The organism is Photobacterium angustum, from assembly GCF_002954615.1.
GTDB classification, from domain to species: Bacteria; Pseudomonadota; Gammaproteobacteria; order Enterobacterales; family Vibrionaceae; genus Photobacterium; species Photobacterium angustum_A.
Genome location: NZ_MSCJ01000001.1, coordinates 1,746,612 through 1,766,986, shown reverse-complemented (window position 1 = coordinate 1,766,986; position 20,375 = coordinate 1,746,612). Strand labels below are relative to the sequence as shown.

At 39.3% G+C, this 20,375-nt stretch carries 15 protein-coding genes; 9 read left to right on the top strand and 6 right to left on the bottom strand.

What is annotated here, in order from left to right; genetic code table 11:
* The first annotated feature begins 196 nt into the window (after nt 1–196).
* Together rluB and BTO08_RS07660 are read left to right on the top strand one after the other, a co-directional pair.
* Complete coding sequence (gene rluB, locus BTO08_RS07665; protein ID WP_105060539.1) at nt 197–1,327, top strand: 23S rRNA pseudouridine(2605) synthase RluB; 1,131 nt, start codon at nt 197–199, stop codon at nt 1,325–1,327.
* A 174-nt stretch (nt 1,328–1,501) separates the two neighbouring features.
* Nucleotides 1,502–2,386, top strand: coding sequence for a DMT family transporter (locus BTO08_RS07660; RefSeq protein WP_105060538.1), 885 nt, complete (start codon nt 1,502–1,504; stop codon nt 2,384–2,386).
* 67 nt (nt 2,387–2,453) lie between these two features.
* Here the strand turns inward: BTO08_RS07660 and BTO08_RS07655 are convergent, their stop codons facing one another.
* Nucleotides 2,454–3,227 carry a YciK family oxidoreductase gene (locus BTO08_RS07655; RefSeq protein ID WP_105060537.1) on the bottom strand — a complete coding sequence of 258 codons (774 nt, stop codon included), beginning with the start codon at nt 3,225–3,227 and terminating at the stop codon, nt 2,454–2,456.
* Nucleotides 3,228–3,495: 268 nt separating this feature from the next.
* Here BTO08_RS07655 and sohB point away from each other — a divergent pair, with 268 nt between their 5' ends.
* Nucleotides 3,496–4,557 (top strand): protease SohB, encoded by a 1,062-nt coding sequence (gene sohB, locus BTO08_RS07650; RefSeq protein ID WP_105060536.1) that lies wholly within the window; start codon nt 3,496–3,498, stop codon nt 4,555–4,557.
* Nucleotides 4,558–4,616: 59 nt separating this feature from the next.
* Here the strand turns inward: sohB and BTO08_RS07645 are convergent, their stop codons facing one another.
* On the bottom strand, nt 4,617–4,865 hold the full coding sequence (locus BTO08_RS07645; RefSeq protein WP_105060535.1) for a DUF2498 family protein: 249 nt from the start codon (nt 4,863–4,865) through the stop codon (nt 4,617–4,619).
* Between the two features lie 623 nt (nt 4,866–5,488).
* On the opposite strand from BTO08_RS07645, the gene topA reads away from it, so the two are divergent.
* Entirely contained in the window at nt 5,489–8,143 is a 2,655-nt protein-coding gene (topA, locus tag BTO08_RS07640; RefSeq protein ID WP_105060534.1) for a type I DNA topoisomerase, read from the top strand.
* Nucleotides 8,144–8,245: 102 nt separating this feature from the next.
* Here topA and miaE read toward each other — a convergent pair whose 3' ends face one another.
* Both miaE and BTO08_RS07630 read right to left on the bottom strand, forming a co-directional pair.
* On the bottom strand, nt 8,246–9,025 hold the full coding sequence (miaE, locus tag BTO08_RS07635; protein WP_105060533.1) for a tRNA isopentenyl-2-thiomethyl-A-37 hydroxylase MiaE: 780 nt from the start codon (nt 9,023–9,025) through the stop codon (nt 8,246–8,248).
* A gap of 90 nt (nt 9,026–9,115) precedes the next feature.
* Nucleotides 9,116–9,877 (bottom strand): DNA repair protein, encoded by a 762-nt coding sequence (locus BTO08_RS07630; RefSeq protein ID WP_105060532.1) that lies wholly within the window; start codon nt 9,875–9,877, stop codon nt 9,116–9,118.
* 392 nt (nt 9,878–10,269) lie between these two features.
* Here BTO08_RS07630 and cysB point away from each other — a divergent pair, with 392 nt between their 5' ends.
* Both cysB and BTO08_RS07620 read left to right on the top strand, forming a co-directional pair.
* Complete coding sequence (cysB, locus tag BTO08_RS07625; RefSeq protein ID WP_105060531.1) at nt 10,270–11,244, top strand: HTH-type transcriptional regulator CysB; 975 nt, start codon at nt 10,270–10,272, stop codon at nt 11,242–11,244.
* Nucleotides 11,245–11,361: 117 nt separating this feature from the next.
* On the top strand, nt 11,362–12,552 hold the full coding sequence (locus BTO08_RS07620) for a methyltransferase (protein WP_105060530.1): 1,191 nt from the start codon (nt 11,362–11,364) through the stop codon (nt 12,550–12,552).
* A gap of 52 nt (nt 12,553–12,604) precedes the next feature.
* On the opposite strand, the gene BTO08_RS07615 is transcribed toward BTO08_RS07620, so the two are convergent.
* Together BTO08_RS07615 and tyrP are read right to left on the bottom strand one after the other, a co-directional pair.
* On the bottom strand, nt 12,605–14,572 hold the full coding sequence (locus tag BTO08_RS07615; protein WP_105060529.1) for a putative bifunctional diguanylate cyclase/phosphodiesterase: 1,968 nt from the start codon (nt 14,570–14,572) through the stop codon (nt 12,605–12,607).
* A gap of 262 nt (nt 14,573–14,834) precedes the next feature.
* A complete protein-coding gene (tyrP, locus tag BTO08_RS07610; protein ID WP_105060528.1) occupies nt 14,835–16,049 on the bottom strand; it encodes a tyrosine transporter TyrP in 1,215 nt (404 codons plus the stop codon).
* Nucleotides 16,050–16,472: 423 nt separating this feature from the next.
* Here tyrP and BTO08_RS07605 point away from each other — a divergent pair, with 423 nt between their 5' ends.
* The 3 genes from BTO08_RS07605 (at nt 16,473) to potE (ending at nt 20,369) form a co-directional block, all read left to right on the top strand.
* Entirely contained in the window at nt 16,473–17,693 is a 1,221-nt protein-coding gene (locus BTO08_RS07605; protein ID WP_105060527.1) for a CinA family nicotinamide mononucleotide deamidase-related protein, read from the top strand.
* Nucleotides 17,694–17,928: 235 nt separating this feature from the next.
* Nucleotides 17,929–18,768: an META domain-containing protein gene (locus BTO08_RS07600; protein WP_105060526.1), complete on the top strand. Its 840-nt coding sequence runs from the start codon at nt 17,929–17,931 to the stop codon at nt 18,766–18,768.
* Nucleotides 18,769–19,052: 284 nt separating this feature from the next.
* Nucleotides 19,053–20,369 (top strand): putrescine-ornithine antiporter, encoded by a 1,317-nt coding sequence (gene potE / locus BTO08_RS07595; protein ID WP_105060525.1) that lies wholly within the window; start codon nt 19,053–19,055, stop codon nt 20,367–20,369.
* Nucleotides 20,370–20,375 lie beyond the last annotated feature (6 nt).

Genomic DNA, 20,375 nt, shown 5'->3' with positions numbered 1-20,375 from the left:
TGCCGTCTTTTGGCATAATGCGCGCCCACATTCTGATAAAAAGTGAGTAGTTAATATCTCACACAGAATCCAAATTAATGCTATTCGCATAAATGGTTTTGGTTAAGCAACTCTCTGATTTTAAATTAGAAAGTATTGTCCGAAATCTTTTGATGAGTATTTCGACGCCTGTGAAGGCGACAAAGGTTTGTCTATAATGAGTGAAAAATTACAGAAGGTATTGGCACGAGCTGGCCAAGGATCACGTCGTGAAATCGAATTAATGATCCAAAACGGTCGAGTGAGTGTTGATGGTGTCGTTGCTAAACTTGGCGATCGTCTTGAAGATTTATCAGTAAGTGTTCGTATTGATGGTCATAACATTGAGTTGATCTCTTCTGATGAAGAAATTTGCCGTATTCTTGCTTACAACAAGCCTGAAGGTGAGCTATGTACTCGTCACGACCCTGAAGGCCGCCGTACTGTATTTGATCGTCTTCCTCGCTTAAACACAGGTCGCTGGGTATCAGTAGGCCGTCTTGATGCGAACACCTCAGGTTTATTGTTGTTCACAACAGACGGTGAACTTGCTAACCGCTTAATGCACCCAAGCCGCACGGTTGAACGTGAATACATGGTTCGTGTATTTGGTGAAGTGACTGAGCAGATGGTAAAGAACGTTGTTAAAGGTGTTGAACTAGAAGATGGTTTAGCACGTTTTGAAGATGTTGTTTACGCTGGTGGTGAAGGTATGAACCATACCTTCTACGTAGTGATCACTGAAGGTCGTAACCGTGAGGTTCGTCGCTTATGGGATTCGCAAGGCGTTACTGTTAGCCGTCTTAAGCGTGTTCGTTACGGTGATGTTTACCTAACGAAAGATATGCCTCGTGGTGGTTGGAGTGAGCTTGAACTAAAAGAAGTGAATGAGCTTCGTGCGACAGTTGAACTTCCACCTGAGACTGAAACAGCATTAACTGTTGAAGGTCAAAAGCGTAAAAAAGGCATTCGTCAGATCCGTCGTGCTGTTCGTCGTCACGAAGAGCGTGTAGAAACGGGCGGTGGTCGCGGTCGTCGTGGTCGTGGTAACGATCGTCGTAACCCTGGCTCTAGTCGTAATGCTGAAGTTGAAGCTCAATCAAATGAGCGTCGTGGTAATGGTCGTTCACAGCCAGCAAAAGGTCGTGATAACCGTGACAGTCGCGATAATGGCAAGCCACAATCAGCAGGTCGCCCACAAACATCGGGTAAACCGCAATCATCAGGTAAGCGTAAGCCTTCAGGAAATGCAGCAAATCGCCGTAATCCTTTAGCCAATAAGCCTGCTAAGCCACGTACTCGTAAGTAATTGGTTTAGACTAAATGAATAATAAAAAGCCGACCTAGTGTCGGTTTTTTTGTATCCGGTAAATCACGTGGTATAACTCAGATAGGCACGGAGTGAAAAGTGTGAATATTGTTGTGAAGCACTTTACTGTGAAGGGATGCTAAACATATAACGAATAAGTCAGTGAGTATAGCAATGTTAGATGCATTGAAAGAGCAACAACGGGGACGATTGATCACGGTCTTTGGCGTGATGGTATTAAGTTTTGATACGCTACTCGTGCGTTTAATTGATAGTAATGAATGGACATTGATTTTCTGGCGTGGCTTCTTACCTGCTGCCATGTTGTTTATTGTGCAGTGGTTTTCAGATAAAAAACTAATCACGCAACATTTACTGCGTCCATCGCTATTAACTTTAATTACTGCTGGACTATTTAGCGCATCGACCATTTGTTTTGTGTTATCACTGAATAATACCCAAGTGGCCAGTACTTTGGTTATTACCAATACCGCACCTTTATTTACGGCAGTGATTGGTTTCTTCTTCTTAAAAGAGAAGTTAGATAAGGCAACGATCTTTGCGATTATTATTGCTGTTGGTGGGATAGGGTTAGTGTTTGGTTATCATCCTACTATTGATGAGCTGAGAGGGGATTCACTTGCTTTGGTTTCTGCCATTGCGATAGCTGTCTATCTTGTGGCACTGCGTAAGACAGAGGGGCAGCTAGGTTCTATTTATATTATCCTTGCCGGTGTATTTACTTCGATTATTTCGCTCTCTGTTGGTGCTAAACCGTTTGCACTGGACATGCAGCATGCTATTTATATGTTCTTACTCGGTGGTGTTGTGATCCCATTGTCTTTCTATTTGATTGCACATGGACCACGTTATTTACCCGCAGCCGAAACAAGTTTGATCTTGTTACTTGAAGTACTTTTTGGTCCGTTGTTGGTATGGTTGATCATTGGGGAAACACCAACAGCCAATGTGTTGGCAGGCTCAGCTGTCGTTGTACTGACCTTATCCTGTTTATTTGCTTGGCAGTGGCGAAAACAACTTAAAACACAAAGTCACTAATACTAGATTTAGCTATAAAAAAGCCGACATTGCGTCGGCTTTTTTGTTTATATCTTAATGAACAGCTTTATTCTTCTTCACAATGGCTGTAAGAAGATGTTGGCTTAGGTTGAGCGTCAATACATTTACCAGAAACATGACGGCTTTCTGGGCCCATTAGGTACACATATAGCGGTATGATATCTTTTGGTGTTTTAAGCTGCATTGCATCCTCTGCAGGGAAGGCTTTGGCACGCATTCCCGTTCTTGTACCACCAGGATTTATTGCATTTACTTTTACGTTGGTGTTGCTTAGTTCATCAGCAAGGACTTGCATCATGCCCTCGGTTGCAAATTTTGAAATAGCATAACTGCCCCAAAATGCACGGCCACTATGACCAACAGTTGATGATGTGAAAATAATTCTGCCATCGGGCGATTTCTTGATTAATGGAATAACAGCCTGAGTTAATAAAAACTGCGCTTTCACATTAACTTGCATGACATCATCAAAGGTCGATTCTTCAATTTGTTCTAGTGGACTAAGCACCCCCAAGATCCCTGCGTTATGTAATACGCCATCGAGGCGACCAAATTGCTGCTCGATGGTATCCACCATATCGAGATAGTGTTGTTTAGTCGCACCCATTAAATCTAAAGGGATAATCGCTGGCTGTGTGTAACCCAGAGTTTCAATTTCATCATAAACGGCTTCAAGTTTTGCTACTGTTCTACCGAGTAAAATAACCGTTGCACCATGGGCTGCATATTGAATAGCGGCTTCGCGTCCAATGCCATCACCTGCACCTGTTACTAAAATGACACGACCTTTAAGAGAATCAGCAGCGTTATGGTATTCCACGTTAGCATCCTTTTAATGTTGATTTTTCTTGTTATTTGGCTGATTTTTCGCCGAAGAACTCCACCAAGTATTGAGCTTGGTAACAATATAGATTACTACTAAACAAAACATATCAGAATTTACTCGCTGATTAAATTTCCTTTCATCTTAAGACGTGATCTATAAACCGATTCATTACATTTTTCTGAAAGAGAAGATAGCGATAAACGTGATAACACAGTTACAATAACGGTTGGCACTTTTTACTGCCAACAAAGAGGATTGGATATTGGAATTTTTATTTGATTATGGACTATTTTTCGCCAAAATCGCGACAGTTGTTGTTGCGATTGTTGGTGTCTTGGTACTAGTAAAAGCATTGAATGGTCGTCATGGTTCTCAGAAAGGTGAACTTGAAGTAAGCGATCTGACAGAACAATACAAAGACACTGTAAACCAACTTGAATCTCACTTATTTGATAAAGCGTTATTAAAAGCACGCGATAAAGCAGATAAGAAATCAGAGAAAGAAAAAGATAAAGCTCGCCAACAAGAAGTGAAACAAGCGGCTAAAAATGGCAGTTTAGAAACATCACGTGATCCCCGTTTATTTGTTATTGATTTCCACGGTAGTATTGATGCGCGTGAAGTGTCGTCATTGCGTGAAGAGATCACGGCAATTCTGGCGGTTGCTATCGAAGGTGATGAAGTACTATTACGCTTAGAAACGGGCGGTGGTATGGTACATGGTTATGGCTTAGCATCATCTCAACTTGATCGTTTAAAAGCGGCAGGTATTAAGCTGACTATTGCAGTTGATAAAGTAGCAGCAAGTGGCGGTTATATGATGGCATGTGTTGCTGATAAAATTGTTTCAGCCCCGTTCGCAATTGTTGGCTCAATTGGCGTGATTGCTCAACTACCTAACTTTAATAAGGTATTGAAAAAGAACGATATTGACTACGAGCAAATTACAGCAGGTGAGTTTAAGCGCACATTAACAATGTTTGGTGAGAACACTGATAAAGCACGTGAAAAATTCCAGATGGAAATCGAAGAAACTCACGGCTTATTTAAGAACTTTATTGCAGCTCACCGTCCAGATCTTGATCTTGAAAAAGTGGCGACGGGCGAACATTGGTTTGGTCAACAAGCGTTTGAATTAGGTTTGGTTGATCAGATCTCAACCAGTGATGACTTGATCACTGAAGCATGTAAAGACCGTGAAGTACTTAAAGTAAAATACGTACGTCGTAAGAAGCTTGCCGAGAAACTAGCAGGAGCATCAAGCGAAGCTGCGGATAGTTTACTGATGAAGTGGGTTGCGCGTGGTCAGCGTCCATTTATGTAAGTATTTATACTCGTAGATTAAAAACCCGCTTGATGCGGGTTTTTTTATTCTCATCCGTTTTAGCTTGTTAGCGTAAACTGAGGAGAAAGCTTGTGTGCGAGCATTTTGAACATATTGAAAACAACAGTAGTGTTTGGTGTTGGTAATCCTTCATCATCAAGGAAGTATTCACCTTTGAAAATTAATACACCATCGAGTTCTTCTACAGAAGTTGCACGCATCCCATCAATATAAGACTCTTGATCTTGAATGATTTGGTTAGCAATCATTAGTAAATCAGTTGATGAAATTGGGTTTTTATCACTCATAGTAAAGTCTCAAACAATCTAATAGCTTGCGTAGTCTATTTAACTTAATTGAATAAAACAAATAAACAAAAATCCAGAGTGTTTATTATTTAATCAATATTAAGGTATATTTTGTTTTAATGTCTTTAATTGTGTGACCAAATACATAAAAATTTTTTTTACGCTAGTCAGTGATATTAGATAAATGGTAATGATCTGCGTAAATTCATGCCCAATTTATTTTGTGTTAGCGAATAGCTTTTGTAAAACAACATATTTCTTCAACTATATTGTTTTAAATCATACGGTTATTTGATGGTTTGTAACATTACATTTATGTTATACATTTTGTTAACAACTGGGGAAGGTACAACCAAACAGACAGATTTCGTTAAAAAGCAGTTGACCTTCTTGTATTCTAGCCCAATATGTAAATAGAATTTTACGTAGCGACAATGAAATTTTTCATTGCAAAAATGTTTGATTACGAAAAAGATCATAGGCAATCATATTAATTCACTGCTCCTATCTTTTTATGATTAGTGACTTAATGAGATTGGTTGAATGTTGCTGAATTACTCTGTAATACAGTGGCAATTTTTTATTTTTATATTTAGCGAGCACGAGGACGTAATAGAGTCATTATGGGTAAATCTCTCGTTATCGTGGAGTCCCCCGCCAAGGCTAAAACGATTAATAAGTACTTGGGTAAGGATTTCATTGTTAAGTCAAGTGTTGGTCACGTTCGTGATTTACCAACAGGTGCACGTAGTAATGGCAAGAAAGCCGCGGCAACATCGACCAAAGGGTTGAGTGTTGAAGAAAAAGCACGCATTAAGCAAGAGAAAGACCGTAAAGCGCTGATCAGTAAGATGGGGGTTGATCCCTATGACGATTGGAACGCGCATTACGAAGTGCTTCCGGGTAAAGAAAAAGTCGTTAATGAATTACAAAAACTAGCAGCAGACGCTGACTATGTTTATCTCGCAACCGATTTGGACCGCGAAGGAGAAGCCATTGCGTGGCACCTTCGTGAGATCATCGGTGGCGATGATGCACGCTATAAGCGCGTTGTGTTCAACGAAATTACGAAGAATGCAATTCAACAGGCGTTTGAAGAGCCAGGTGAACTTAATATTGATGGTGTAAACGCACAGCAAGCACGTCGTTTTTTAGACCGTGTTGTTGGCTTTATGGTTTCACCATTATTGTGGAAAAAAGTCGCTCGTGGTTTATCTGCGGGTCGTGTTCAGTCTGTAGCGGTAAAATTAATCGTTGAACGTGAACGCGAAATTAATGCTTTTGATCCTGAAGAGTTTTGGGATATCCACGCTGACACACTAACAGTTGGTAAAGATGCGTTACGTTTAATGGTGGCTCAACAGGCGGGTAAAACATTCCGTCCTGTTAATGAAAAAGACACCATGGCTGCAAAAGCGTTACTTGAAAAAGCAGCGTACGAAGTGATTGATCGTGAAGATCGTCCAACTAGCAGTAAACCATCAGCGCCATACATTACCTCAACACTGCAACAAGCGGCGAGTACGCGCTTAGGTTATGGTGTTAAGCGTACAATGGGCTTAGCGCAACGTTTATACGAAGCGGGTCACATTACCTACATGCGTACCGACTCAACCAACCTTTCTAAAGAAGCGGTTGAATCAGCACGTGAGTTTATTGGTAGTGAGTATGGCGATGAATATTTGCCAAAAGCGGCCAATGTTTATGGCAGTAAGAAAAATGCCCAAGAAGCGCACGAAGCGATTCGTCCTTCTCATGTAGAAATGAAAGCTGAAAACCTTGAAGGTATGGAAGCTGATGCGGTTAAGTTATACGACTTAATTTGGCGTCAATTCGTATCATGTCAGATGGTGCCAGCGAAATACGATTCGAGCACGATTACGGTAAAAGCGGGTGACTTTAGCTTAAAAGCGAAAGGTCGTACGTTACGTTTTGCAGGTTGGACACTAGTACAGCGCCCATCGGGTAAAAATGAAGACACTACGCTGCCTATGGTTAACGTGGGCGACGTATTGAAGCTAGAACAACTCGAACCTAAGCAACACTTTACTAAGCCGCCAGCGCGCTTTACAGAAGCAGCATTGGTTAAAGAGCTAGAAAAGCGTGGCATTGGTCGACCATCAACTTACGCATCTATTATTTCAACGATTCAAGATCGTGGTTATGTGCGTGTTGATCAGCGTCGTTTTTATGCTGAGAAGATGGGTGAGATTGTTTCTGATCGCTTAGATGGTAGTTTCCCTGATTTGATGGATTTCGATTTTACTGCCCGTATGGAAGGTAATCTCGATAAAATCGCTGAAGGTGAGAAAAACTGGAAGAAAGTGCTTGATGAGTTCTTCTCTGATTTCACCACTGAGCTTGAAAAAGCTGAGCTTGATGAATCAGAAGGCGGCATGAAGCCTAACAATATCGTATTAACTGATATTGAATGTCCAACGTGTTCTCGCCCAATGGGGATTCGTACCGCATCAACGGGTGTATTCCTTGGTTGTTCAGGTTATGCGCTACCACCTAAAGAGCGTTGTAAGACAACGATCAATTTAGGTAACGAAGACGGCATTGTTAACGTTCTTGAAGAAGACGTTGAAACAGCGGCATTACGTGCCAAAAAACGTTGTCCGATTTGTAGTACCGCAATGGACGCCTACCTGATCGACAAAGATCGTAAACTACACGTTTGTGGTAATAACCCAAGCTGTGAAGGTTACATTGTTGAAAAAGGTGAGTTCAAGCTTAAAGGCTATGAAGGTCCTGTTATCGAATGTGACAAGTGTGGTTCTGATATGGAACTGAAAAACGGTCGCTTCGGTAAATACATGGGCTGTACTAACGAAAGCTGTAAGAATACGCGTAAGATCCTGAAAAATGGTGAAGTTGCGCCACCGAAAGAAGATCCAGTACATCTTCCAGAAATACCTTGCACGCAAGATACTGATGCTTACTTTGTACTTCGTGACGGTGCGTCTGGTTTGTTTATGGCAGCAAGTACGTTCCCTAAATCACGTGAAACACGTGCGCCGTTAGTGGAAGAGCTAGTACGCTTTAAAGATCGTCTATCGCCTAAGTTTACTTACCTAACTGAAGCGCCAGTGGCAGATCCAGATGGTCTACCAACTGTGGTTCGTTTTGCTCGTAAGAGTAAAGAAAACTACGTGCGTTCTGAGATTGACGGTAAGCCTTCAGGTTGGACTGCACTTTACGTCGATGGTAAGTGGGAAATCACTGACAAGCGTAAAAAGCCAAAGAAAGAGAAAGCAGAAAAAGAGACAAAGTAATCTTTATTTCTCGCTAATAAAAACGCCATCAGTGAAAGCTGATGGCGTTTTTGTTTTAAGCGAACAAAACATCAAATAGTGGTGATGTGTGTAAATATAAGCTTATTCAGGTACGCCACTGTGGAAACGGAAAGTGTTATCAGGCGCTTGAATTAGCTCTGCTTCTTTTGCGCCAATCGCATTGACACGCTCACTTATATCCTGACCCGCAATTTTTTCAGCAAGCGTTAAATAATCTTGATAATGGCGAGCTTCTGAGCGTAATAGCGAGATATAAAACTTTTTGAGTTCAGGATCTAAATAAGGCGCTAATTTGGCAAAACGTTCACAAGAGCGCGCTTCAATGTAAGCACCAACGATGAGCTTATCGATTAAGGTTGCTGGTTCATGGGTACGTACTGCTTTCATTAAACCTTTGGCATAACGCCCCGCATGCAAGTTAGAGTAGGGAATATCACGTTTTTCCATGATCTCTAACACTTGCTCAAAATGGTGAAATTCTTCTTTAATTAAGCGCACCATTTTTTCAATGAGTTCTTCACCATAATGAAAGTCTGGACGAGCGACCAATGGTGCAGACAAGCCATTTTTTTTGTTATGAAATAGCGCTGTAGAGCGATTATCACCGCCGTAAACGAAATCTTCATAAGGCTTTGCCCATGCAAGTAGCGCTTCACCACTGGCTTTATCAACTGCGTATTTACGTACCATGAACATCGCCGTTTGGCTGGCTTTTAGTTCACAGTTACAGTGATCGACCAACAATGCAGTTAGGTTTTCTGGTTTACGAGCCTCTTCAATCCAGCTATCAGGCGTTTCACATTGAAGAAATTGTTTAATGGGCTGAAGTAGCTCATTGATCATCTGTTGAGTGTTATCCATAAGGCGTATCTTTTTATTGTTATAAGACGTAAAAAAGGCCGCTACTGCGACCTTGGTAGATGAAGCTATTTTAAGCCAAAGTAAATCAAATCACCATTTACGCTTTGGCTGGAATAAAACATCGAGATCGTCTTGGTCTTTATCTAGCTGTTGTTGGCGCTCTTGCTCGTAGTTCATTGATTGCTTGTTATCAATTTCATCGAGCATCAGCTGTAGTTTTTCTCGTGCTTGGTTAGCATAGTTATCATTTTTAGCTGAAAGTACATCGATGCCTTTTTTCAGCAATTGTTTTGCTGTACCAATTTGTCCTTTAATACGTGCTTCATTCGCGCGTTTGACAACATTTTCAATATTAATACGTAGTTGAATCGACTCTAAACGGGCATTCTCATTAACAAATGCCTGAGTCCCCATACGGCCTTTGCTGTGCTCATTTTTGATCACTGTTTTCAAACGTTTGACAAGCTGTAGCATGCCAATCGCTTGTTTGTCCGTATTGGGTACTTTAAAAGGGGTAATGTCGGCATTACTGTAATTAGCTTCTAAATGAGTGATTTGCTCGCTGACATTTTTTATACGGTGAGTCAAAGAGCGATCATTAGGTGATGCTTCAGACATTTGTTGTAAAGCATCAACAATACGTTGGTTTAAGCAGACCAATAATTCTTTGCTGTATGGCAGGTGATGCGCATTACCGATTAACTCTTCAGTAGCATCAATAATCGCAATGTGCTTAGCTAATTCTTGTTGCTTGAGCGACTCTAAACGTTGGCGATATTGAATAATAATGTTGTAGCCAACAATAAGCGCAAGTAACAGGCCAATGAGGCCTATAACTAAAGGAATACTCATAAGATATATCTATCTTCCATGCATTAATCTTGAATGTTGCAGGATACACTATCTCTAAAAAACAGCCTAGTGAGATGCTTATTAAATAGGAGCTTTGTTCAAATCGAGATGTAATTTGTGCTGTGTGGCAAATTTAGACGTAACAAAATATCGCGAAAGTGGCTTATTATGTGTGCTTGTTGAAATGTTGAGAATTTTTTCCTGTCTTGATTTATTGTCAAAACATTGAGTTAGGTAACTAAAAAACAAACAAATGCTATGAAATTAACTGTTTTCAATATATAAAATGTTAATTACATGGTTGCACTCTTATACCTATCTCATTAAATACCATAAGGGCTTGATGGATGTGGTGTGAAAGGTAACGGATTATTGAGTAGGCAGGCGGTACCATGAAATTACAACAGCTACGCTATATTGTTGAGGTGGTTAATCACAACCTTAACGTTTCATCGACGGCTGAGAGTTTATATACTTCTCAGCCCGGTATTAGTAAACAAGTTCGATTGCTCGAAGATGAACTTGGCATTCAGATTTTTGAACGAAGTGGTAAGCATTTAACCAAAGTGACACCCGCTGGTGAAGAAATTGTACGTATTTCACGTGATATTCTATCAAGAGTGGAAAGCATTAAAGCGGTAGCCGGTGAGCATACTCACCCTGAAATGGGAACGTTAAACATTGCGACAACCCATACCCAAGCACGCTACGCTTTACCATCGGTGATTCAAGGTTTTACAGCGCGATACCCGAAAGTATCATTACATATGCATCAAGGAACACCATCTCAAATTGCTGATGCCGTTGGTAAAGGCCGTTCAGATTTTGCTATTGCGACAGAAGCGCTACATTTATATCAAGATATGATTATGTTGCCATGTTATCACTGGAATCGTTCAATCGTGGTTCGTAGTGATCATCCATTAGCAACCAAAACAAACATTACAATTCACGATTTAGCAGCTTACTCTCTTGTGACGTATGTTTTTGGTTTTACTGGACGCTCAGAACTTGATAGTGCGTTTAATCGCTCAGGTTTAACGCCTAAGATTGTCTTTACGGCAACAGATGCGGATGTCATTAAAACTTACGTACGTTTAGGTGTTGGTGTTGGTGTCATCGCCAGTATGGCCATGGATCCTGAAACAGACAAAGATTTAGTTGCCATTGATGCCAGCCATATTTTTGAAGCGAGTACCACCAAGATAGGTTTTAAGAAAGGTACATTCTTGCGTACATATATGTACGACTTTATGGAACGTTTTGCGCCTCACTTGACACGTAATGTGGTTGATCAGGCGATAGCATTAAAAACCAATGGTGAAATTGAGGCGATGTTTGCTTCTTTTGACTTACCAGTAAGATAACGTTTTTGTTATCTATTTTTAAAACCGCCACTCTTGGCGGTTTTGTTGTTTATAGGAAGGTGTATTTAGGTATACACTAGCGCCCCTTGTTTTTATGTACCTTAAAGTTGCTATTTTATGACTTGCTATGCCAACACTTTTCACCAATTAGATATGTTATTGACGAAAAATAGACAATATTGGCAGTTTGTTCCTTTTGCTGATGAGGGTTTTACATGGCAACAGCAACACCCTGAATTTTGTCAATGGTTACAGTCTATTGATGATCAAAGTTTGCAGCAGTTAAATGAAGATCATGACGCACTATTAGCGGCGTTTGAACCATGGATCCCAGATGCCAAAATCTTAGCGGATTTAGCGAAAACGCCGTCGTTACTAAAAACAGAATATGCGTACCCTAAAAACTTTGATGTTGGTATACCTGGGCGTAAATGGCAACAAATCACAGCATTTAATCATGTATTGCCACGTCTGAATTTACCGTGGCTTGAATGGTGCGCTGGAAAAGGCTTTCTGGGGCGCGTATTATCAATTACCCACCAACAGTCTGTCACTAGTTTAGAATGGCAACCGCAATTATGTGTTGATGGTGAAGCCGCGGCGAAACAACTGGGATTAGATATCCATTTTGTTCAAGGCGATGCGTTCGATGTAAGCAGTCAGCAATATATTAAAGAGCAGCAACATGCTGTTGCACTGCACGCCTGTGGTGACTTGCATGTGTCGCTTATTAAACAAGTTGTGGCGAAAAAAGGAAAAGCGGTGAGCATATCTCCGTGTTGCTATCACTTGATCCAAGATTCACATTATCAGCCGTTATCAACAGCGGCAAAATCGAGCCAGCTACAGTTATCTAAACATGATTTACGTTTACCGTTGCAAGAGACCGTGACGGCTGGAAATCGTGTTAAGCAACTTCGATTTATTGAGGTTAGTTTTCGGTTAGGATTTGATTTACTACAGCGAAACATTAATCAATCTGATACCTACCTTCCTGTCCCAAATGTACAAAAAGCCTTATTAGGAGAAGGTTTTAAATCTTTTTGTTGTTGGGCTGCAGCTCAGAAAGGGGTTGTGTTACCCGCTAACATTGACTTTGATTATTGGCAGCAACAGGGCGAGCAACGCTTTGCAATAACAGAGCGGATGGAATTAGTCCGTCAATTGTTTCGCCGACCACTAGAATTATGGTTAGTGCTTGATCGTGTTTGTTATCTTGAAGAGTTTGGCTATGACGTATCGTTAGGGACATTCTGCGATAAACAAATGACACCAAGAAATTTATTGATTCACGCAGAGCGTTGTTAGTGTTTTATAGGCAATATAATACCACCGTGATTTCACGGTGGTATTATCGATATTAGTGAAGCTTAGTTTGCTCTTTCGTCAATAACGTCGAAAGAACCCCCTTTTCTAATTCGCTAACAGAGAGGGGCTTATTAAAGTAATAACCTTGGCAATAATTGAAATTACAGCTTTGGATATATTCTAGCTGCTCTTTCGTTTCAACCCCTTCAGCTACTACTTTAAGATTGAGCTTATTACAAATGGCTTTTGTTGCTTCAACAATAGCTTTCCCACTGTCGTGCTCATTTTGAACAAAACTTTGATCTAGCTTAACTGTACTGATTGGAAGGTTTTGTAATTGTGATAACGATGAGTACCCAGTACCAAAATCATCAAGATAAAGTTCAAAGCCCAGTGCAGCAATAGCATCTAAACACGACATAGCCTCACTGAATTCTTGCAGCATGGCAGATTCGGTTATTTCTAAAGCTACTTGAGCTGGGTCTATACTATATTCTTCAATAATTAATTTCAGCTCATCTAAAAGCGACATTTTTAGTTGTGCACGAGATAAATTAATACTCATTATTAACTTGGTATCGTATTGTTGATTCCACTCTTCCAATTGTTTACAAGCGTTTCTAAGCACCCAAGAGCCAATAGGAACAATTTGCCCAGTTTCTTCTGCCAATGGAATAAACTCAGCAGGAGATACATGACCTAAAGAGTCGTCATGCCAACGAATAAGCGCTTCAAAACCTTTTAGCAACATTGTATTAAGATCAATGATAGGTTGGTAATACAATTCAAAGTCTTTAATTTCAAGTGCTTGAGATAAGTGATGGCGTAGAGCGTTTTTACGATACAATGTTTCTGCCAAATGAGGCTGGAAATGATAGCTACAGTTACGACCATGCTTTTTAGCACAATGCATTGCCATATCAGCTTGAGTAATCAAGGTTTCAAAACTATTGGCATCTTTAGGATATTGCGCAGTACCGATGCTGCACCCAATCGATATTTCACCAATGTTTTTGATATAGAAAGGACTGTTTAGAGCCGAAATTATTTCTTGGGTCAATTGGACTAAATTAGAGATATATCGATCTTCAACTTGGATTATAAATTCATCGCCACCAAAACGGGCGACAAGTCCTCGTCCTCTTATTGTATCTAATAATCTAATTGCAACAGCTCTTAATAACTTATCACCAATAGCGTGACCGTAAGTATCGTTAATTAGTTTGAAGCTATCGAGATCAAGAAATAATAAATGGTATGGAATTGAAGAGTGGTGGCTAGCTTTTAGTGCCGTAGAAATACCACGACGGTTCATTAATCCAGTTAGAAAGTCGTGCTCAGCATTATAACGTTCGCGCTGTAAGTTCTCTTTTTCTTTGGTGATGTTAACAACTTGAAGTAGGAGTTGAGATTTATCAGATAGCCATTTAGCCTCAATGTTAAACCAAATATGACTTTTTCCCGTCCAGCATAATCGGCTATGTTTGAGGTTTAGATTATTTTTAGCGTCAGATATCCATTGTTGGGCCATATCACTGTCGCCAACAAAGGCTGCTAAGTTACTCAGCTCCGCACCATATGTTTTGGTAAACACGGTATTGGCACTCACCAAGTTACCTTGTTCATTAAACAGAAGTGCTAGATTAGAGTAATCTGAAAAAGCAAGTTCACGTCGAATGCTTGATTCATCACCGATAACTTCCACAAGCATTGCAACACGTTCATCAGGCAAATTGATACCAGAGAAAATGCAAAGCAAGTTTTTACCTACCTTTCTTGGATCTAAATGCCACCATGTTTTGATTGTTTTATTTTGTTTAAATGTTTCGCGGTACTCTTCTAAGGTTGCTTCTACTGCGGCTGACATATCTTTGCCAAGATCGCGCGATCGAAGTTCGTTGTGAGAGGAAGACTCCCATAAAGGAAGTGCTTTGTCGTTAGCCCAAATGATTTGTTTGTGGTCAAAATCAAAAATCCAAATAGGACTTTGAAGATGATTTAAAGGCGAGTAAATATCCATCACCAATATCTTTTTAATTATTATGTAAGCTGATTTTAACTGACATACAAACAACAGAATATGATTTTTTTTATAAATACGTGATATTACTCCACAAAATCGAGCTTTGCATGCAAGATTTTGTATAACAAATCGAAGGTTTTCTTTGGTGGGCTTAACTTATTGTAATGAAATGTTTTTTATTGTTTAAATATATTCTTTAAATGTAAAGAAATAAGAAAGTAAGAGAATTACTTTCTTATTCTTTATGTTTATTTATCGATTATCCAACAGCTGGAATTAAGCCTACCATTTGTAAGGTCTGTGCAGATATAATTAAAACACCCGCCATTGTCACAATAATTAAACCAAAATTACCACCTTTTACTTTATAAGGTGAAATTTCATTAGATATATTATTCTTTTTTCTCTGAGATATTACCATCGCAACAGGTAAAAATATCGCCAAAATAACTAATGCAATGGCTGCGTATCCCAGCGCCATAATAAAGCCTTGTGGGTAAAAGATAGCAAAAGCAAGGGGAGGTAAGAAAGTGATCATGCCTGTTTGCATGCGACCACTCACATTACTTGAACGTTTCAAGCTATCAGCCATAAAATCAAATAACCCTAAACTAACACCTAAAAATGATGTTGCTAGTGCGAGATCTGCGAAAATAGAGACAGATTGGCTAACCATAGGGTTATGGAGTAAATCACTTAAACTTGCGATAAAACTTCCCAATGTTGTACTTGCCATTAACTCTGGTTGGCTCATTACACCTTGACTTGCTAATTGCCATAAAACGTAGATAAAAAGAGGCAGTGCCGAGCCAATAATCATGACTTTTTTTAACGTCTTTATATCAATGCCTATGTATCGCACGATCGATGGAATGCTGCCGTGGAAACCAAAAGAGGTAAAAACAACAGGTAATGCTGATAAAATTAAGCCTTTTTGTACGGGCATTTCAACAAGGTGTTGTCCTTCAACATGTGGAACCAATAACCCCAACATGACGGCTAGTGCAATGATTTTTGCTGCAAAAAGTAAGCGGTTTACTAAATCAACAGTATGAGTACCGACAGAAACTATCGCTGCAATTAAAAGCGTAAACAATAGTGCGCCTAATTGTGGAGGAATGGATGTATTCAACCAGCCGCTTAACTTCTCACTTAACTGACCACCACCACCTGCAATGTAGGCTGCACATAAAGAATACAGCAGAAATATCATGGCAAAATTAGCAATGATTTGTCCTTTGCGACCAAGAAGTTGTTGAGCCAAAGTATTTAATGTCGCATTTGTATCTGCATGTTGATGAACTTCAATCATCAATAAAGCGGTGTAAGTCATTAGTGCCCACATGCCAAACATGGCAACTAATGCGGTGGTAAACCCAAGTCCAGCAGAAGCGAGAGGAAGGGCTAACATGCCTGCGCCAATAGTCGTACCTGCAATAATAAGCATACTGCCGAGTGTTTTATTCAAAGCCATTTGTGTTGCTCCCAGAGGTAAATAATTAGATCGGGAGGTGGTCGTTATTGATCACCTATCGTTGCTCCCTATGAAAATAGAGGCCACAGAGGCGTATCGAGATGAGTGTAAAGTTATTATTACATCTTGATAATAGCCACTGTGGCTATCGATAGGTATGTGTTGTCGAGGTATGCTTCATTAAATTTGCTCTAATTGTTCTTTACTAGTGGATGTGTTGTTTTTAATAGCGTATTTCACTATGAGGTCACATTAACGACAGATAACTCTTCTGTCAACATTAGTTTAATAAATGTAAACTAATATTTACACTGGGTGGTATGGAGATTAATAACGTGATTGATGAAAGGAAGGCTGTATAACAAATGATGTTAAGCATAGACTAGTAACAGTCATGTTCGGTAAATGATTCAGAGGGATAGAATGCTTGAAATTACAATGATAAGTACCGGTGAAGAGGTTTTACTGGGCGATATAGCAGATACTAACGCAGCGTGGTTATCTCGTCTTTTGTTTCAACATGGTTTTCCAATGACACGCCGAATAACCGTTGGCGATCATTGTGAGCGATTAGCCAAAGAAATTGAATCATGCAGTTTTAATAGCGATATTGTTATTGTTAATGGTGGACTTGGGCCAACGAGTGATGATTTAAGTGCTGCCGCAGCGGCAATGGCTGCTGATGTTGGTTTAGAGCAATCTGAACATTGGGTAGCGGAGATGAAAGCTAAATATAAAAAGCTAAATCGAGAAATGCCAGCGGCTAATTTGAAGCAAGCAATGCTACCTGAAGGGGCTGAATTAATCGATAATCCTGTCGGCACCGCTTGTGGCTTTTCGATTAAATTAAATCGAGCTTGGATATGTTTTACTCCGGGTGTTCCCAGTGAATTTAAGTTTATGGTTAAAGAGAAAATACTGCCATATTTACAATTACACTATCCTCAGAGCCAATCATTGCACTGTCATCGATTATTTACCTATGGTTTGTCAGAGTCCGGAATAAGTGACACCTTAAAGCATATCGTTTTACCACAAGGTTATGAGTTGGGGTATCGTTCTTCATTACCCTTTATTGAAGTGAAATTATTCGCACCATCCAATGATCGCTATGCATTAGAACTATTACATGAAATGGAACGATTGTTAGGCGATAACATTGTAGGCAAAAATTTAAGCTTACTTGATAACCTTGAATACCTCATTGAAAAAAAGCAAAAGAAAATAGGGTTATTGGAGTATTCAACGGGCGGTTTTGTTGTCAATTGGCTTAACCAAAAATGTAAGTTGAGCGAATACATTGTATCAGCCACAGTAAATCATAACGATGTGAAAGAAAAGATCAGTGCCGAAACGTTAGTGCGTGAAATAGACGATCAACTATCTCTTATTCATAGCCGCTCAAAGGTCGATATAGGCTTATATTCTGGCTTCATAGAAGGAGACTGCTTTACTGTAGGTATAAGTACAATAGAAGGTCGATGGATCCAACAATTACAATTTAAGCGTGAATATACATATAATGATCAGCGTTCGATTATTGCCACAGTACTTCTTGATATGCTAAGGCGCCAACTGGAAGGGATTAGTGTTTTTGGTCACTATGAATCGTTCAATAGAATATTGAAAAAACATAGTCTATAACTGTTAGGTTGACCTATATTACAGGTTATGAATCATAATGTTGATAAGTAAAATGCAAGCATATTATTGACATGGATTATAAAGATTGCACCTCGTTTTGAATGCTGTATTATTAGCTAATGTTAAGAAAAAATAATTGCAAATCAGTATGCTATCTTTCTGATGGCAAAGTTAACTGAGTAACATATTTCGTTGCTATGGTTATGGATTGAAAATCGCACAGGATAGAAGATAAATGACTTTTAAATTAAAAAAGCTAGCGCTAGCCACTTCAGTTGTACTTTCTGCGTTCATGCTACAAGCTTGTAATGATGCTGACACTGCGGCAAATCATAACCAGCAGCAAACAGAATCAACGGCTAAAACTGAGAAAGCTGAGATGAAATCCTTAGATGTTAATGTTATTTACCTTGATCGCCGTATGCTGCCACCTGGTGCTGTATTAAATGTTGCACTAGAAGATGTGTCTCTTGCTGATGCGCCATCAACGACAATTACAAGTGAAGCAATGGACGTTGCTGGTGCGCCACCATACCCTGTAGCACTTCAATATGACGTTGCGAAAATTCAAAATAATCATCGCTATAGCTTACGTGCAACAATTAAGGTTGGTGATAAGCTAGTCATGACTTCAACAACGAACATTGACCCATTTGCAGCAGATGTAAAGCAACCTATTGAAATTAAATTAGACCGTGTTGCTCATCAACAAAATGAAGCAACAGAGAATACTCCGCTAGTTGGTCAGCAATGGAATTTAGTGACGCTTGAAGGTGAAACTGTAAAACCGGGTGCTGGTGGCAATGTGGCATTTATCGAATTTGATATGGATAAAAAATCGGCTCATGGTTTTTCTGGCTGTAATAATTTCCAAGGCGCATTTGAAACATCTAATGGCACATTAACGATGGGACCTGCAGCCGCAACACGTAAAATGTGTATGGATGGCATGGAGTTAGAAAAGTCATTTTTAGAATCGATGCCTAATTTTGCCAGCTATGTGGTTGTTGATAATGTACTTACAGTGAAAGATCAGCAAGGAAAACAAATTGCTACTTTTAAAAGTGATAAGTAAGACTAAAAATAATAGATAAATAGCTATAGTGGTTGATAAAGCGTATAAGTTGTAATTTATAATTACGGCTTATACGCTTTTTTTAGTTTTAAAGTCATTAAATATCCTAAATAAGACTGTAACCAAAACTTAATATATTTTTTAGGTATTCTAAGAATATACATCTATTCTAATATTATATTTATTTGTACGACCTTAATTTTATTCATTACTAATTAAAGGGTTATATGAATAATAAATATTAAAACTTAGTGTATTTAATAACTTAGAAGGTTGCTTATTTTATGAGTTCTACCAGTAATAAAATGGGATTAATGGGATTAACAACCATTGTCACCGTTAATATGATGGGTTCTGGAATAATATTATTACCATCAAGTCTTGCTGCAACAGGAGGGATAGCCTTATTAGCTTGGGTTGTTACAGCATTAGGTGCACTTGCAATTGCTTATGCTTTTGCTAAGTGTGGAATGTATTGTACGGATGATGGAGGGATGTCCGCATATGCTGAAAAAGCACATGGTAAATCTAGTTTTTTTATTGCCTCTTATACTTACTATGTGTGTCTAGTTATTAGTGCGGTTGCTATTGCTGTTTCGTGTGTTGGTTACTTGGAATACTTTATTCCATGGTTAAAAGAAACGCCATTCCAAACATTCATTGGGGTAGTGGCTATTTTAATTATTACTATGTTTGCCAATGTTAGAGGTGCAAAAATAACAGGCCAAATATCCACTATAACCGTATGGGGGATTATTATTCCTGTGCTTGGTTTATCTATTATTGGTTGGTTTTGGTTTGATACTAAAATTTTTGCAGAAGCTTGGAACCCAAACAATATCTCGGTTGGTAGTGCGATTTATGCTGGTATGGCACTAACGTTATGGGCTTTCTTAGGGATAGAATCAGCAGGGGCTAACTCAGGTACTGTTGAAAACCCTAAACGTAATGTGCCTCTTGCTTGTATGCTTGCCACCGTTTTTTCTGCAGCAACGTATATTGCGTCAACAACTGTTATTCAAGGCATTATTCCTAACGATATATTAGCTAAGTCTGATTCTCCTTTTGGTCTCGTTTTTGCTCAGATGTTTAGCCCATTCGTTGGGGAAATTATTACCGCAATGGCAATTATGGCATGTGTTGGTTCACTGCTTGGTTGGCAATTTACGAATGCCCAAGTGTCTAAAGTTGCTGCTGATATGCGATTATTTCCAAAGATTTTCTCTGATGTAAATAAGCATGATGCTCCCTTCAAAGGCATGATGATAATGTTAGCATTAGAATTACTTCTGGCAGTAATGACGATCTCTCCAACATTACTAAAACAATTTAATGTATTAGTAAACCTAGCTGTATTTATTAATATGGTTCCATATATTCTCGCACTCACGGCTCTTGGCATTATTATGAGACAGAGTCAGGTTAATCAAAAAGAATATAATACTGGTATTTTAATCGGTTCAGTTGCTGTTATTTATAGTATTTATGGCGCGTATTCTACAGGTGAGGAAGCCGTATTCTATGGAACCGTCATTACATTATTTGGTTATTTCTTCTATGGGTTCATTGCGAGCCGAGATGCTGTTCCTAATAAAACATAAAGGTTG

Excerpts from the sequence above, each read along its gene's own strand:
- rluB (WP_105060539.1), top strand. The coding sequence starts at position 197 with ATGAGTGAAAAATTACAGAAGGTATTGGCACGAGCTGGCCAAGGATCA.
- BTO08_RS07660 (WP_105060538.1), top strand. The coding sequence starts at position 1,502 with ATGTTAGATGCATTGAAAGAGCAACAACGGGGACGATTGATCACGGTC.
- BTO08_RS07645 (WP_105060535.1), bottom strand. The coding sequence starts at position 4,865 with ATGAGTGATAAAAACCCAATTTCATCAACTGATTTACTAATGATTGCT.
- topA (WP_105060534.1), top strand. The coding sequence starts at position 5,489 with ATGGGTAAATCTCTCGTTATCGTGGAGTCCCCCGCCAAGGCTAAAACG.
- miaE (WP_105060533.1), bottom strand. The coding sequence starts at position 9,025 with ATGGATAACACTCAACAGATGATCAATGAGCTACTTCAGCCCATTAAA.
- BTO08_RS07630 (WP_105060532.1), bottom strand. The coding sequence starts at position 9,877 with ATGAGTATTCCTTTAGTTATAGGCCTCATTGGCCTGTTACTTGCGCTT.
- cysB (WP_105060531.1), top strand. The coding sequence starts at position 10,270 with ATGAAATTACAACAGCTACGCTATATTGTTGAGGTGGTTAATCACAAC.
- BTO08_RS07620 (WP_105060530.1), top strand. The coding sequence starts at position 11,362 with ATGACTTGCTATGCCAACACTTTTCACCAATTAGATATGTTATTGACG.
- BTO08_RS07615 (WP_105060529.1), bottom strand. The coding sequence starts at position 14,572 with ATGGATATTTACTCGCCTTTAAATCATCTTCAAAGTCCTATTTGGATT.
- tyrP (WP_105060528.1), bottom strand. The coding sequence starts at position 16,049 with ATGGCTTTGAATAAAACACTCGGCAGTATGCTTATTATTGCAGGTACG.
- BTO08_RS07605 (WP_105060527.1), top strand. The coding sequence starts at position 16,473 with ATGCTTGAAATTACAATGATAAGTACCGGTGAAGAGGTTTTACTGGGC.
- BTO08_RS07600 (WP_105060526.1), top strand. The coding sequence starts at position 17,929 with ATGACTTTTAAATTAAAAAAGCTAGCGCTAGCCACTTCAGTTGTACTT.
- potE (WP_105060525.1), top strand. The coding sequence starts at position 19,053 with ATGAGTTCTACCAGTAATAAAATGGGATTAATGGGATTAACAACCATT.